This is a genomic window from Luteimonas terrae (assembly GCF_031457535.1).
Classification (GTDB): Bacteria; Pseudomonadota; Gammaproteobacteria; order Xanthomonadales; family Xanthomonadaceae; genus Luteimonas; species Luteimonas terrae_A.
Genome location: NZ_JAVDWO010000008.1, coordinates 126,468 through 142,444 on the forward strand (window position 1 = coordinate 126,468; position 15,977 = coordinate 142,444).

Below are 15,977 nucleotides of genomic sequence, written 5' to 3' on the forward strand. Positions count from 1 at the left end.
CGGATCACACCCCGCCAGGGCGTTCGAGCAGCGCCAGCACGTCTTCGAACGGCGCCGGGCGCGCGAACAGGTAGCCCTGAAGTTCCTCGCACCCATGCGCGACCAGCCAGCGCCATTGCAGATCCGTTTCCACGCCCTCGGCTGTCGTGCACAAACCCAGGCGCTGCGCCATGCGGATGATCGCGTCGCAGATCGCCTCGTCGTCGGGATCGCGGCCGAGATCCTGCACGAAGGAGCGGTCGAGCTTTACACGGTGCAGTGGCAGGCGCTTGAGGTAGGCGAGGCTGGAGTAGCCGGTGCCGAAGTCGTCGATCGCGATGCATACGCCGGCATCGCGCAGCTTGGCCATGTCGCGGATCACATTGTCCGGGCTCGCCATGACCACACTTTCGGTGAGCTCGAGCTCCAGCACGCCGGCCGGCAGCTGGAACGCCTCAATCGCGGACAGCACGTCATCCACCAGCCCCTGCTGAAACTGCGCTGCCGACACGTTGACCGCGAGCCGCAAGTGCCCCCAGCCGTGCGCGGCAAGGATCTGGTGATGCCGCGCGGCCTCGCGCAGGACCCAACGTCCGATCGGCACGATCAGGCCGCTGTCCTCGCAGACACCGATGAATGCATCCGGCGCCAGCAGGCCGCGTTCGGGATGCTGCCAACGCAGCAACGCCTCCATGCCGACCGGCTGCCGCTGCTGGTCGAACTGCAGCTGGAACACGAGCACGAACTGCCCGGCCTGCAAGGCATCGCGCAGTTGCGAGACCAGCGCGAGGCGTTCGCTGGCCTGCGCACCGAACGCCTCGCGATACGCGACGACGCAGTTCCGGCCCTGCTGCTTGGCCTGGTACATCGCCTGGTCGGCATGACGCAGCAGCATTGCGGGATCGTCGCCGTCCCCCGGGTGGCGGCAGTAGCCGATACTGGGCGTGATCTGCAGCGAGGCCGCGCCGATCTCCATCGGCTGCGACAGCGCCTCGAACACGCCAGCGGTCGCGCGTGCGACGGCGTCCCGGTCGGCCGCATTCACCACCAGCACGAATTCGTCGCCACCGAAGCGGCCGACCGTGTCACCCGGCTGCAACGCGGCACGCAGGCGGCGGCCGACCGTGCGCAGCACTTCGTCGCCGCTGGCATGGCCGAGGCTGTCGTTGATGAGCTTGAAATCGTCGAGATCGACGAATACCAGTCCGACACAGCTGTCGCCCGCATCGGCGCGGCCCACGGCTTCGGCCAGACGCTCCATCACCAGCTCGCGGTTCGGCAGGCCGGTGAGCTCGTCGTGGGTCGCACGGTGCGCGAGCGCGTCCTCCGCTCGCCTGCGCTCCGTCACGTCGTTGAGAATGCCGACGAAATGGGTGAGCTCGCCGTCCTGGTCGCGCACCGGCGCCATGCGCAACTCGTTCCAGAACAGCGAACCGTCGCGGCGGTAATTGCGCAGGTGTACGCGGACTTCGCGCGCCTGCGTGATCGCGTTCCGGATCGCCGGCAGCGCCGCCTGGTCGTACTCCGCCCCCTGCAGGAACCGGCAGTTGCGGCCCACGCTGTCCTCGGCGGCATACCCGGTGATGCGCGAGAACGCCGGGTTGACGTACACGATCGGGTGATCGGCCGCGCGTGCATCCGTGATGATGATGCCGTTCTCGGTGGCCTCCACCGCCCGCCTCAGCAGACGCAGATCGGCTTCATCGCGGCGTCGGCGCGTGATGTCGAGCATGCCGCCGACCGCGCGCACGCCCAGGCCGTCCGCATCGCGCAAAATCATGCCGCGGTCGTCGACGAAGGCGTACGCGCCGTTCTCGCATCGCAGGCGGTACTGGGCGTGCCACTCGGTCGCGCCGCTTGCGACCGCGCGCTCGAGATTGCCGGCAACGCGCGTCGCGTCATCGGGATGCAGCAGTGCCGACCACTGCTCGATCGTGGATGCGTGCGTGCGCCAGTCCCAGCCGTACTGGGTGGTAAACCCCTCGCTCCACCACAAGCGCCCGGTGGCGATGTCCCAGTCCCAGATCGCATCGCTGGTGGCGCGCGCAACCATCTGGAAGCGCGCCTCGCTACGCTCCCGTTCGGCCTCGACGCGCTCGCGGTCGCTGGTGTCCAGCACCAGCACCAGCCGCGCGGGACGTCCGAAGAAATCGAGATTGCTCGAATACACGGTGACCGCGAACGTGCTGCCGTCACGACGTCGGTGGCGGAAGCGCCGGCCGATGTGCGGCGGGGGCGCCCGGGCGACTTCCTGGTGGATGTCGTCGCCATCCATGTCGACGACGAGCGCATCGGCGGCGAGCTCGACGAATGCCTCGCGCGGATAGCCGTACTCGGCGATGGCGGCGTCGTTGACGGCGAGTATCTGCAGAGAATCCCGGTCATAGACCAGCGCGGGCAGCGGATGGCCTTCGTAGAGATACCGGTAGTGCGCCTCGACATCGCGCACACGCGTGGTCAGATCGACGATGGCGCCTTCCGAACGCGCGATGTCGGCGCTCAGCGCGCGCTCGCGACGCGCCCCGACCACCAGCATGCGTACCCCCGCAAGCCAGGCCAGCAACAACAGCAGGGCACCGGTGGCGAGCACGGCGACAAACGCCCACCAGCCCGCGAGCAGGTCGTCGCGCCCGAGGCCGACGGTCGCGATCAGCGGGTAGCGTTCGAGCGCGTGGAATCCCGTCAGCCTTCGGGTCTGGTCGAGATCACTGGGCCCTTCGACCAGGCCGGATTGGGCCAGGCGGAGACCTTCGGTGAACAGCATCGACCGGCTGACGTCGATGCCGGCGTAGCGGTCATCTGCATCAGCACGCGTGATGACCCGCCCGTCGCGATGCACAAAGCTGGCTGTCCCGTGACGCCCGAGATCGAGTTCGCGCAACAGGTCATGCAGCGACCCCACCCGCAGATGCCCGACCAGCCACCGCGGCGCTTTGCCCGACGCGCGGGGAACTGCCAGCGCGAGCGGCAGGACCCAGCCGTCATGGTCATGCGCCGGCTGCGGACTACCGGCCTGCAGACGGGCACCGGCCGGCCCCGTCGCCGTCGCGAAGACGGGGCGCGTGTCGGTGAGCGCGAGGTCCTGCAACTCCGCATGCCGGGACAGCACGCCCTCGATCGCCGCGCCGGCAAGCGCGTCGCTCGTCTCTGGCGATCGCCGTCGGGCGGTGCGCAGGTCCGCCCCGACCCCGCTGAGGGCGCGCTCCAGGTTGGCCAGATTGAGCTCGAGATTGCGTGCGAGGCCGGCCGACATCTCCCGCACGTAACGTTCGCCTGCGGCCTGCCGCACACGCAGGTCGTTCCAGGCCACGACCGCAGCGGCGGTGCAGACGCTCGCCACCAGCAACCCACCGATCAGCAAAACGCGGTTGCGCCGGCGGCGCGCAGATGCGCCGTGGGATCGATCCGCTTCGCCTGGCGCCTCATCCCGCATCGCAGCCCGACCCCCCTGTCACGGCCCGCCGATGCTGCCACAGATAACGGCGTCGGCGCGGGGTTCAGTGCGCAGCGTGCTCGCGCTTGGCGGTGCCGTGGGTCATCAGCCGGTCGGTGCAGGCGATGCCGATCGCCGAGAGAATGAAACCGCCATAGATGATCGACTGCCACATCAGACGCACTGCGCGACGATCAGGCCCCAGATACAGCGGCAACGGCAGCCAGCGCGATCCGAAGATGATGTAGGTCAGCGGAATCATGCGCGGCGGCGCAGCGGGCGAGATCGACTTGGGGGCGTAGGGCTGGGAGAGGGAGCGCGGAGCGTCGCGACCACCCGTGACTTTGCCAATCGCAGTATCGGCGGGGCCACCAAGGTCCAATCGCGCAGCGACCACAACGCACGCCAAAAAATGCTGCAGCGCAGCGCCTCGGCGCGTGACCGGCTGCAAACGCCTGCATTGCAGCCGCCATCACCACCCGGCAATCGGCGCCGGATTGACAGCGTTGTCATGCGCTGGGTACAACGCACGGCGCGATGCCAGTCCGGCATCGCATCCGGGATCTGGGAGGGTCAAGGATGTCGTCTACGCAGCTGCCGCGTCCGGCATGCGGGGCATGCGCCGCGTCGCCCGTTGACCCGCGGACTGCCCTGCGTGCTCAGCGCGCGGCGGCAGGCGTCATCGAATACGGCGCTTCGGCATCCGCGCCCGGCCATGCCTGCGACGGTGAGGCCTGCATCGTGAAGCGCAATTCGCCACCGGCGAGGATCTCGGCGTGACGCAGAAACGCACGGTCAAGCGGCTTGCCGTCGAGCGTGGCGCTGCCGATGTAGCCGTGTCCCTGTTCGAGTCCGTCGGCGATGACGGTGAACTGCTTGCCGTTCGGCAGGCGCAGGGTCGCGCGCGGCAGGAACGGGCGGCCGATCACATACTCGCCGCTGCCCGGCGCGACCGGATAGAACCCCAGCGCGGTGAACAGATACCAGGCCGACATCTGGCCGAGATCGTCATTGCCGGCCAGGCCGTCGGGCCGGTCGGCGTACTGCGTTTCCATGATCGTCTTCAGCCGCGCCTGCGTGCGCCAGGGCTGGCCGGCGTAGGCGTAGAGATACGCGACGTGGTGGCTGGGCTCATTGCCGTGCGCGTACCAGCCGATCAGGCCGGTGATGTCTTCCATGTGTTCGAAGATCGACGGGTCCACGTCGGCCTCGAAGGCCGAATCAAGCTTGCCCAGCAGCGCGTCGGCGCCGCCGTGCGCCGCGGCCAGGCCGGCGACGTCGTGCGGCACGTACCACGAGTACTGCCAGGCGTTGCCCTCGGTGTAGTCGGTGCCGTAGCCGCTGGCGGTCGGATCGAACGGCGTACGGAAACTGCCGTCGCGGTTCTTCGCCCGCATGAAAGCGGTGCCGGGATCGAAGACGTTGCGCCAGTTCGCGGCGCGCGCGTCGAACCGGCGCGCGATGTCGGTGCGGCCCATCGCCTGCGCCATGCGCGCGATCGTCCAGTCACCGTAGGCGTACTCGAGTGTCTTCGACGCGGCCTCGCCTTCTTCGTCGATCGGCACCCAGCCCAGCTCCATGTACTGGCGCAGCCCGTCGTAGGGCCCGTAGGACGCGCTGGCGACCATCGCGTCGAGCGCCGCATCGGCGTCGAAACCGCGAATGCCTTTCAGATACGCATCCGCGATCACCGGCACCGCGTGGTAGCCGATCATCGTCCACGTCTCCTGCCCGTGGAACGACCACACCGGCAGGATGCCGTAAGGGCTGTGGCGGCGGTGCGCGAGCAGCGAGTCGACGAAGTCGGCGTTGCGCTTTTCCGGCTGCACGATCGTCAGCAGCGGATGCAGCGCGCGATAGGTGTCCCACAGCGAGAACGTCGAGTAGTGGGCGAAGCCTTCGGCCGTGTGCACGGCCTGGTCCGGGCCGCGGTAGCGCCCGTCGACGTCCATGAAGAGCGTGGGGCCGAGCAGCGTGTGGTACAGCGCGGTGTAGGCGCTGCGGCGGTCCGGCTCGGGCGCGTCGATGTCGAGTACCGACAGCGCTTCGGTCCACTCGGCCTTTGCCGCGCTGCGCACGCGGTCGAAATCGAAGTCCGGCACTTCGGCGTCGAGATTGGCGATGGCGCCGGCCTCGTCGACCGACGAGATCGCCACCTTGACCACCAGCGGTGCATCGAGCGGGCCGAAATCGAACGTACCGACCAGTTGCCGCCCCTCGATCTGCGCCCGTTCGCCCGGGCTGCGGTCGGCCGGCGGCGCGAAGCCCTTGTAGGCGATGTCGGTTTCGGTGTTGTGGAAAGCGTGCCCGGTCACTGGGCGCGAGAAGCGCATCGCGAAATACAGCTGGCGGCCGGGCGCCCAGCCGCGCGTCTCGCGAAAGCCGGTGACCGTACCGTCGGGCATCTGCCGCAACCGCGACCACAGGATCTTGCCGGGGTAGTCGTACATAGACGTGCGCAGGTCGAGCAGCACGCGTGCATCGGTGCCCTCGGGGAAGGTGTAGCGGTGCACGCCGGCGCGCGCGCTCGCAGTGAGCTCGGCGCGCACCTGCGAATCGTCGAGGGTGACGGCGTAGTAGCCGGGCTGCGCGATCTCGTCGTCGTGGCAGAAGCGCGAGGCGTAACCGCTGCCGGGCACTTCGGGATCACCGCGCTCGAGCTTTTCGGGGCCGGTCACCGGCATCAGCAGCACGTCGCCGAGATCGGAATGACCGGTCCCGGAGAAGTGCGTGTGCGAGAAGCCGACGATGCTGGTGTCGTCGTAGCGATAGCCCGCCGCCCAGTCATAGGCCTGGGCGCGCGGCTGGATGCGCGTATCCGGGCTCAACTGGACCATGCCGAACGGCACCGTCGCGCCGGGATAGGTATGTCCCTCGCCGCCGGTGCCGATGAAGGGATCGACCGACGCGTAAGCCTTCTCCCCGATGTCGCGGGTCTCCGCCAGCGCCGTGCCCGCGCCCAGCAGCGCGCCCACCGCAAATACAGCCTGTGCCATCGCCGTCCCCAGCTTCGCCATTGCACCCTCGATTGGATCGGTTCAATGGTCGCGAACCTAGCATCGGGCCGACGGCACCGCATGCTGCGCCGCAGGATGCCGTGGACGCCGTCGCCGGTCACCATGCGCGCGTCTGAACCGGTTCAATTCCCTCGCATGACGCCGACCCGCCGCGTGACCCTGGCTGATATCGCCGCCGCCTGCGGGCTGTCGAAAGCGACGGTCTCGATGGTGTTGCGCGACAACCCGCGGGTGCATCCCGACACGCGCGCGCGTGTCCGCGCCGAGCTCGAACGCCAGGGCTACGTCTATCACCGCGGCGCCGCCAGCCTGCGCCACGGCGGCGCGTCGAATGCGGTGGCACTGGTCGTCAACGATCTGGCGAATCCGTTCTTCGCCGAGTTCGCCGCGGGCGTCGACGCGGCGCTGGCCGAAGCCGGCCACGTGCTGCTGCTCGGCAGCACCGGCGAATCGGTCGAGCGCCAGCAGGCGGTGCTGGCCTCGCTGGTCGAGCACGACCCGGCCGCATTGATCCTCTCGCCCGCCGAGCACAGCACTGCCACGCGCCTGCGCCGCATCTGCGGGCCGCGCCTGCCGGTACTGCTGTTCAACCGCACACTCGACGACGGCGGCACCGGCGACTGGGACTACCTCGCGCTCGACAACCGCGCCGGCGCGCGCCTTGCCACGGAACATCTGCTGGCGCAGGGGCATCGCGCGATCGCGTTCTTCGGCGGCCATCGCGATTCGAGTTCCTGCGGCGAGCGGCGCGCCGGTTATCGCGAGGCGCTGGCCGACGCCGGCATCGCGCCCGATCCCGGCTGGTTGATCGAATGCGCACCCACGCGCCTCGAAGCCGCGCGGCAGACGCCGGCGCTGTTCGCGCGCGATCCCGCGCCGACTGCGGCGGTCTGCTACAACGACGCCGTCGCGCTGGGCCTGCTCGCCGGTCTCGCGCGCTGCGGCCGACGCGCCGGCCATGATTTCGCCGTCACCGGTTTCGACGACATCGCCGAAGCCGCGTTCGCCTCGCCGCCGTTGACCACCATCACCACCGACCCACGCGCCCGTGGCCTGCAGGCCGCGCGGCTCGTGCTCGCGCGATTGCGCGGCGAGTTGCCTGATTCGCCCCACACCACCGTCGCGTCCGTTTCGCTGCAGATCCGTGCCAGCACGTCCGCCGCGTCCGACACCACATTCCAATCGCCCGCCCGGGCCCGAGGTAGTGCCGCATGAATCCGCAGACCCGCACCATGTCCAATCCCGCCGCGATCGCGGTGGTCAGCCTGATCTTCTTTACCTGGGGCGGCCTGACCAGCCTCAACGACGTGCTGATTCCGCATCTCAAAGCCGTGTTCTCGATGAACTACACGCAGACGATGCTGATCCAGTTCACGTTCTTCGGCGCGTACTTCCTGATGTCGATGCCGGCCGGCGCCGTCGTCGCACGCGTGGGCTACAAGGCAGGCATCATCATCGGTCTGGTGATCGCGGCGATCGGCGCGGCGCTGTTCTATCCGGCCGCGCGCCTGCCCTCGTACCCCGTGTTCCTGACCGCGCTGTTCGTGCTCGCCAGCGGCATCACGCTGCTGCAGGTCGCGGCCAATCCGTATATCAGCCTGCTTGGCCGGCCGGAAACCTCGCACAGCCGCCTCAATCTCGCGCAGGCGCTGAACTCGCTGGGCACGACGGTCTTTCCGCTGCTGATCGGCCCGCTGATCCTGGTCGGTGCGGTCCTCGGCGCCGACGAGATCGCGGCGATGGGCGCGGCGGAACAGGTCGCCTACCGCGCCGCCGAAGCGCGGTCGGTCGAGATGCCGTATCTGCTGCTCGCGGGCGGCCTGCTGCTGATGGCGGTGTTCGTGCTGCTGATGCGCATCCCGAGCCTGCGTGACGCCACCGAGGCCGGCCCGGCCGTGCACCACACCTATCTCGAAGCGCTGCGCACGCCGCATCTGCGCTGGGGCGTGCTGGGCATCTTCTGCTACGTGGGCGCGGAGGTCGCGATCGGCAGCTTCCTGATCAACTACATGGCCGAGCCCGAAATCGGTGGACTGACCGAAGCGCGCGCCTCGCAGTTCCTCGCGTTCTACTGGGGCGGCGCGATGGTCGGCCGCTTCCTCGGCGCGGCGCTGATGACCTTCATCGACGCGCGCAAGCTGCTCGGCTTCGCTGCCGGCATGGTCTGCGTGCTGCTGGTCGTGACGATGAGCACCACCGGTCACGTGGCGATGTGGAGTGCGCTGGCGATCGGTCTGTTCAACTCGATCATGTTCCCGACCATCTTCACCACCGCGATCGAGCGCCTCGGCACGCTGACCAGCAAGGCATCGAGCCTGCTGGTGATGGCGATCGTCGGCGGCGCGCTGATTCCGCTCGCGCAGGGCGCGCTGGCCGATCGTATCGGCATCCAGCATGCCTTCGTCGTACCGCTGATCTGCTACGTCTACATCATCTGGTACGGCCTGCGCGGCTCACGCCTGACTGGCGCCGCGCTGACCGCGGCCGATGTGCCGGCACCGCGTCCCGGTGCGATGCATTGATGGCGCAGGCAACCGCCGCGTCCACACGCGGCGTCGTCGCCTGCTTCGGTGAGGCGCTGATCGATTTCCGCGCCGAACAGGCGAGTGACGGCACACGCCGCTTCGTCGAACAGCCCGGCGGGGCGCCAGCCAACGTCGCGGTCGGCGTGGCGGCGCTCGGCGGCCGCGCGCGCTTCATCGGCATGCTCGCCCAGGACATGTTCGGCGACGCACTGCACGCCGCGCTCGCCACGCGTGGCGTCGATGTTTCGCAGGTCAAGCGCACCGGAGAGGCGCCGACCGCACTGGCGTTCGTGGCGCTGGCCGAAGACGGCGAACGCAGTTTCAGCTTCTATCGCCCGCCGGCTGCGGACCTGCTGTTCCAGGCCAGCGATTTCCTCGCGGACACATTCGACGATGTCGCCGTGCTGCACGTCTGTTCGAACAGCATGACCGCGCCCGCGATCGCGGCGACCACGCTGCAGGCGATGACGCGTGCGGCGCAGGCCGGCGCGCTGGTGAGCCTGGACCTCAATCTGCGTCCGGCCTTGTGGCCGCGCGATGTCGACCCCTTGCCGACGCTGTGGCAGGCACTGGCCGCGGCGCGGCTGGTCAAGCTCAGCGCCGAGGAATTCGCATTCCTGACCGGCGATGGCGACAGCGTCAGCACGGTCGCGCGCCTGTTCGCCGGCGATGCTGAAGTGCTGCTGGTCACCGACGGCGCGGCGCAGATGCACTGGTGGACGCGCACGCGCGCCGGCACTGCCCGCACATTCGTGGTCGATGCGATCGACACCACCGCTGCCGGCGATGCCTGCGTCGCCGGCCTGCTGCAGCAACTGGTCGCGCGCGGCATCAACGGCGACGGACTGGTCGCCGCGTTCAAGAGCGACGCGGTGCGCGAAGACCTGCTGCGTCACGCTGCGGCCGCGGGCGCCCTCGCGACCACGCGTCACGGCGCCTTCGATGCGATGCCCGATGCGGCCGCCGTGCGCGCGTTGCTGGAGACCATGCCATGAACCTGCCCGCCTCGCCGCTGCCGGACTTCACCGCGCAGGCCACGCTGCGCGCCCACATTGCCGACACGATGACGTTCTATCACCCGCGTGCGATCGATCCTGATGGGGGCTTCTTCCACTATTTCCGCGACGATGGCAGCGTCTACGACCGCGGCCATCGCCATCTCGTCAGCAGCACGCGGTTCGTCTACGACTACGCAATGGCGGCAGTCGAGTTCGCCGATTCGCGTCACGCCAATGCCTGGCGCGACGCCGCGATGCACGGCCTGCGCTTCCTGCGCGAGGTGCATCGCGACAGCGAACGCGGTGGCTACGCCTGGACACTGCAGAACGGCGTAGTCGAAGACGAAACCCGCCACAGCTACGGTCTGGCGTTCGTGCTGCTGGCCTGCGCCAGCGCGCACAAGGCGGGTCTGCCGACGCAGCCGTGGATGGACGAGACCTGGGCTCTGCTCGAGCGCCACGCCTGGGACGCGGATGCGGGCCTGTACCGCGACGAAGCCGATGCGCAGTGGCGCTACACCGGCTATCGCGGGCAGAACGCGAACATGCACCTGTGCGAGGCGCTGATCGCCGCGCACGAGGCCGGCGGCGATGCGCACTATCTGCAGCGCGCGCTTCTGGTGGCCGATCACATGACGCGCCGCCAGGCGGCGCTGTCGGGCGGTCTGGTCTGGGAGCACTGGCAGGCGGACTGGTCGGTCGACTGGGACTACCACCGCGACGACCCCAGGCACCTGTTCCGGCCCTGGGGCTTCCAGCCCGGTCACCAGATCGAATGGGCCAAGCTGCTGCTGTCGCTGCGCGCGCACCTGCGCGACGCGGCGCCGGACTGGCTACTGCCGACCGCGCGCCATCTCTACGACACCGCGCTCGCACAGGGTTGGGATGCCGAACACGGCGGCATCGTCTACGGCTTCGCGCCGGAATCGCTGCGTGACGTTTCGCCCGCGCCCGGCGCGCCACCACCTGACCTCGCACACGCGCCGATGTTCTGGTGCGACGACGACAAGTATTTCTGGGTGCAGGCCGAGGCGATCGCCACCGCCTGGCGCCTGTTCGATGCCACCGGTGAAACGCGTTACCGCGACGACTACCTGCGCCTGTGGGACTACGTGTGGCGGCACTTCGTCGACCACACCCATGGCGCATGGTTCCGCATCCTGGACCGGCAGAACCGAAAGTACGACGACCTCAAGAGCCCCGCCGGCAAGACCGACTACCACACGATGGGCGCCTGCCACGACGTGCTCGCGGTGATGCGCGGCACGCACACCCGGAGCATCGACGCATGAGCATCTCCCGATACCGCATTCGTCAGCAGTCGACCGTCCTCGCACTCGTCGCCTGCGCCGTGCTGCTCGCGGGTTGCGCGTCGACAGCACCGACCGCGCAGACAGCCGCCACCCACACCGTCGTGCATGTCACGCCCGAGGCGCAACGCCGCCTGGATGCCAACGGTGCGGACGCAGTGATGGCCGAACACGTCAAGGCCGAGTTCCTACACGGTTGGCGCGGCTACCGCCAGTACGCCTGGGGCCGTGATGCGCTCAAACCGTTGTCGAATACCGGCAGCGATTGGTACGCAGAGTCGCTGCTGATGACACCGGTCGACGCGCTCGACACGCTGCTGGTCATGGGCCTCACCGACGAGGCCGACGCCGCGCGCGAGCTGATCGCGACGCAGCTGTCGTTCGACAAGGATCTCGACGTCAAGCATTTCGAAATCGTGATCCGCCTGCTCGGCGGCCTGTTGTCCGGCTATCAGATGACCGGCGACGCGCGGCTGCTCGCACTGGCCGACGATCTCGGCACGCGCCTGTTGCCGGCCTTCGATTCGCCGACCGGCCTGCCCTACGTGACTGTCAACCTGCGCACCGGCAAGGCCAGTGGCACCGAGAGCAACCCGGCGGAGTCCGGCACGCTGCTGCTCGAATACGGCACGCTCGCGCGGCTGACCGGCAAGCAGGTGTACTGGGACAAGGCCTGGCGCGCGCTCGAAGCGACCTATGCGATGCGCTCACCGATCGGCCTGGTCGGCGAGCGTTTCGATGTCACGACCGGCCGATGGACGCAGACGCGCACCCATGTGGGCGCGCGCATCGATTCCTACTACGAATACCTGTGGAAGTGCTGGCAGCTGTTCGCCGAGCCGCGCTGCAAGACGATGTGGGACACGCACATCGCGGCGATCAACACCCATGTCGCCGACGAGGTCGATGGCGCGCTGTGGTACGGCCACGTCGACATGGCGACCGGCGCACGCATCGCGCCACGCTTCGGCGCACTGGATGCGTTCTACTCCGGCCTGCTCGCGGTGTCCGGGGATCTCGACCGCGCGGCCCGCCTGCAGCACTCGGCGTTCTCGATGTGGCAGGCGCACGGCATCGAACCGGAAGTCTGGGACTACCGCGCCCATGCAGTCGTCTCGCCCGGTTACCCGCTGCGGCCGGAGATCATCGAGTCTGCCTGGTACCTGTATCGCCTGACCGGCGACAGCGCCTGGCGCGACATGGGCCGCACCATGTTCGACGACTTCATCCGCCACACGCGCACCCCGTCCGGCTTCGCTGGACTTGCCGATGTGGTGACCAAAGAGAAGAAGGACGAGATGGAGAGCTTCGTGCTCGCCGAGACCTTCAAGTACTTCTATCTGCTCTACGCCGACCCGGCGACGCTCGATCCCGCGACCACGGTCCTGACCACCGAGGCGCACCCGCTCCGGGCCGTCGCACCATCGCGCTGATATCGCAGCCCACTGCTGCGCCGCAGCACGAATCAGGCACTTTTCCGCGTTACGCATCCGTTTTCAGCCGCTCCGGCAGTTCCCGTTGACAACGCTGTCAACCTGGCATCCAATCCGCGCTGACGTTCACCGCCCGCATTCCCCTGGAGGCGCGGGCACACAACCAGATCGCATGCGAATCCTTGGGAGGGGAGAACCATGAAGCAATTGCACGCTGCACCGAAGAAGCGGCTTCTCACGTCCGCATTGCTGTTCGCGCTCGCGCCGCCACTGGCCGCGCAGGTGGCCGACCAGAACCAGACCCAGACGCCCTACACCGCCGCCAACACCGACGAGGCCACCGAACTCGACGCGATCACCGTGACCGGTATCCGCGGCAGCCTCACCTCGTCGATGAACCTCAAGCGCGACTCGCAGGGCATCGTCGACGGCATCGTCGCCGAAGACATCGGCAAGTTCCCCGACACCAATCTCGCCGAATCGCTGCAGCGCATCTCGGGCGTGTCGATCGACCGCACCGCCAGCGGCGAAGGCTCCAAGGTCACCGTCCGCGGCGTCGGTCCCGACTTCAATCTCGTGTTGCTCAACGGCCGCCAGATGCCGGCCTCCAACCTTGGCCCGGGCGGCGGCGGCACGTCCAACTCGCGTGCGTTCGATTTCGCCAACCTGGCATCGGAATCGGTCTCGGAAATCGAGGTGTTCAAGAGCAGCCGGGCGTCCACCCCGACCGGCGGCATCGGCGCGACGATCAACGTCAAGACCGCGCGCCCGCTCGACAATCCCGGTTTCCATGCCAACGTCGGCATTAAGGGCGTGCACGATACGTCGGTCGACAACCTGCCCGACACCTACCCGGGAGATTCGATCACCGGCGAGCTGTCGGGCATCTTCAGCAACACCTCCGCCGACGGTCGCTTCGGTGTCGCCCTGAGCGGCAGCTACCAGGAGCGCGATTCGGGTTACAGCCAGGCCTCCGTGGCCGATGGCTGGGCGATGTTCCAGGGTGACGACACCAACTCGTGGAACCGTCTGCCACTGCCCGGCGAGACCGGCTACGACCGCATCACCAACCGGCCTGGGCCGGATACGATCTACGGCCGTCCGCAGAACACCGGTTACAGCGTCAACGGCGTGCAGCGTCAGCGCACCAATGGCCAGGCGACGTTCCAGTGGCAGCCGATCGACTCCGTGCGCACAACGCTCGACTACACCTATGCCGAGAACAAGGTGCAGCAGCAGCGCAACGAACTGTCGGTGTGGTTCAACTACGGCCCCGGCGACAGCTCGTGGACCGATGGCCCGATTGCCGGCCCGATCGAATACGGCGAAGACAACGTGTCCTTCGACGAGAACGGCAACCCGGTTTACGCCGACATCGCGATGGGCGGCATGGAGCTCGCCACGCGCAACGTGCTGGAGTCGACCGGCTTCAATGTCGAGTGGGATGCCACCGATTCGCTGAAGCTGCATCTCGACTATCACAACTCCACTGCTGAATCGAGTCCTGACAGTCCGTACGGCTCGGCCGGCGTGCTCGGCACCGCGGCATTCCGTCGCGCTTCCACATCGGTCGACTACAGCGGCGACTTCCCGATCCTGACGATCGGCCTGCCGCCGGGCGTGGATCAGATCGAGGCGTCCGACGTCGTGGTCACCGGTTCGGTGTTCCAGAACAGTTACAACAAGTCGGAGGTCGAGCAGATCCAGGCCGGCGGCCGCTTCACGTTCGAGAATTATTCCAACCTGGATTTCGGTGTGTCGATGACCGAGGTCAACAACCGCACCGCCTCCGCGGTCATGCAGCGTGACACCTGGGGCGGCGTGGGCAGCCCGGGTGACTACGACGACAGCATCTTCTACGCCGACGACATGGCGCACTATTTCGATGCGTTCCGTGGCCACAATGATCCGCGCTTCACCGGCCGTTTCATGATGTTCGACTTCGACCGGCTACGGGCACGCGCCGGTGAGATCGCCGGTGACGACTCGCTGTACCGCGCGCCGACGGAATTCACCGAGGACCTGCGCACCGAGGAGAAATCCAAGGCCGCCTACGTGCAGTGGAGCACCGAGTTCGACTGGTCGATGCCGCTCCGCGTCGCAGCCGGCGTGCGCTACGAGGAAACCGACGTCACCTCCGAAGCACTCGCGCGCGTGGCCAACGGCATCAGCTGGGATTCGGCCAACGAGCTGTACGTGGTCTACGACGGCGAACGCGATTTCATCAGCCAGACCGGCAAATACGACCATTTCCTGCCGAGCATCGACCTGAGCCTGAACGTTGCCGAGAACATGGTGCTGCGCGGCAGCTACAGCCAGACGATCGGCCGGCCGGGTTGGCAGCAGATCCAGGGCGGCCTGAGCCTTGCCAACATCGTGCGTATCGACGGTGGCGACGGCTCCCAGGGCAACCCGGGGCTCGAACCGCTGAAGTCGACCAACTTCGACCTGTCGTTCGAGTGGTACTACGGCGAAGCGAGCTATGTGTCGGTGGGCTGGTTCCGCAAGAACATCGACAATTTCATCAGCGACACCATCGTCCGCGACACGCCGTTCGACCTGCACACCCCCGTGGGCGGCACGTACTGGAACAACGCGATCGCCAATGGCTGCGGGACGTCGGACGCGGTCTGCATCCGCAACTACATCTTCCTCAACCACGCGGGCGATCCGGGTGTCACCTACACCGGCATCAACGCCAATGGGGAGCGGACGGGCAGCATCGTCGGCCTGGAAACGGATCCGATCGCCGGCTTCGACATCAACACGCCGGCCAACCAGCGCTCCGATTCGCTCGATGGCTGGGAGTTCAACGTCCAGCACATGTTCGGACAGAGCGGCTTCGGCGTCGCAGCGAACTACACGATGGTCGATTCCGGCCTGACGTTCGACAACAACAGCCTGGGCGACCAGTACCCGATGATCGGCCTCAGCGACTCGGCCAACGTCGTTGCGTTCTACGACAAGAACCAGTGGCAGGTGCGTGCGGCGTACAACTGGCGCGACGAGTTCCTGTCGGGCATCGGTGGCCAGGGTCCGAATCCGAACTACACCGAAGCCTACGGCCAGCTGGATCTCAATATCAGCTACCAGGTCACGCCGCAGTTCTCGCTGCATGCCGAGGCCATCAACCTGACCGACGAGACCTACCGCGTGCATGCGCGGCACACCAATCAGCTGCGCTTCGCCACGCAGACCGGTCCGCGCTACATGTTCGGCGCGCGCTACCGCTTCTGATGCACCGCCGGGCCGCGCATCCTCGAAGGATGCGCGGTCTCCGCC

9 protein-coding genes are annotated in these 15,977 nt (G+C 67.8%); 6 read left to right on the top strand and 3 right to left on the bottom strand.

Going from position 1 to position 15,977, the window contains the following annotated elements; translation table 11 throughout:
• Positions 1-4: 4 nt before the first annotated feature.
• The 3 genes from J2W68_RS11135 to J2W68_RS11145 form a co-directional block, all read right to left on the bottom strand.
• Entirely contained in the window at positions 5-3,289 is a 3,285-nt protein-coding gene (locus tag J2W68_RS11135) for an EAL domain-containing protein (protein ID WP_310235810.1), read from the bottom strand.
• A gap of 187 nt (positions 3,290-3,476) precedes the next feature.
• The gene (locus tag J2W68_RS11140; protein WP_310235812.1) at positions 3,477-3,674 is read right to left on the bottom strand and encodes a hypothetical protein; all 198 of its coding nucleotides are present in this window, start codon (positions 3,672-3,674) and stop codon (positions 3,477-3,479) included.
• A 397-nt stretch (positions 3,675-4,071) separates the two neighbouring features.
• On the bottom strand, positions 4,072-6,429 hold the full coding sequence (locus J2W68_RS11145) for a GH92 family glycosyl hydrolase (RefSeq protein ID WP_310235814.1): 2,358 nt from the start codon (positions 6,427-6,429) through the stop codon (positions 4,072-4,074).
• A gap of 102 nt (positions 6,430-6,531) precedes the next feature.
• On the opposite strand from J2W68_RS11145, the gene J2W68_RS11150 reads away from it, so the two are divergent.
• The 6 genes from J2W68_RS11150 to J2W68_RS11175 all read left to right on the top strand — a co-directional run bounded on the left by J2W68_RS11150 (position 6,532) and on the right by J2W68_RS11175 (position 15,932).
• The gene (locus tag J2W68_RS11150) at positions 6,532-7,644 is read left to right on the top strand and encodes a LacI family DNA-binding transcriptional regulator (protein ID WP_430539713.1); all 1,113 of its coding nucleotides are present in this window, start codon (positions 6,532-6,534) and stop codon (positions 7,642-7,644) included.
• Positions 7,641-8,951, top strand: coding sequence for a sugar MFS transporter (locus J2W68_RS11155; protein ID WP_310235819.1), 1,311 nt, complete (start codon positions 7,641-7,643; stop codon positions 8,949-8,951). The genes J2W68_RS11150 and J2W68_RS11155 overlap by 4 nt, the downstream gene beginning before the upstream one ends.
• Positions 8,951-9,949 (top strand): carbohydrate kinase family protein, encoded by a 999-nt coding sequence (locus J2W68_RS11160; protein WP_310235821.1) that lies wholly within the window; start codon positions 8,951-8,953, stop codon positions 9,947-9,949. The genes J2W68_RS11155 and J2W68_RS11160 overlap by 1 nt, the downstream gene beginning before the upstream one ends.
• Entirely contained in the window at positions 9,946-11,244 is a 1,299-nt protein-coding gene (locus J2W68_RS11165) for an AGE family epimerase/isomerase (protein WP_310235823.1), read from the top strand. The genes J2W68_RS11160 and J2W68_RS11165 overlap by 4 nt, the downstream gene beginning before the upstream one ends.
• A complete protein-coding gene (locus tag J2W68_RS11170) occupies positions 11,241-12,695 on the top strand; it encodes a glycoside hydrolase family 47 protein (protein WP_310235827.1) in 1,455 nt (484 codons plus the stop codon). The genes J2W68_RS11165 and J2W68_RS11170 overlap by 4 nt, the downstream gene beginning before the upstream one ends.
• Positions 12,696-12,893: 198 nt before the next feature.
• Positions 12,894-15,932, top strand: coding sequence for a TonB-dependent receptor (locus tag J2W68_RS11175; protein ID WP_310235830.1), 3,039 nt, complete (start codon positions 12,894-12,896; stop codon positions 15,930-15,932).
• Positions 15,933-15,977: the final 45 nt, after the last annotated feature.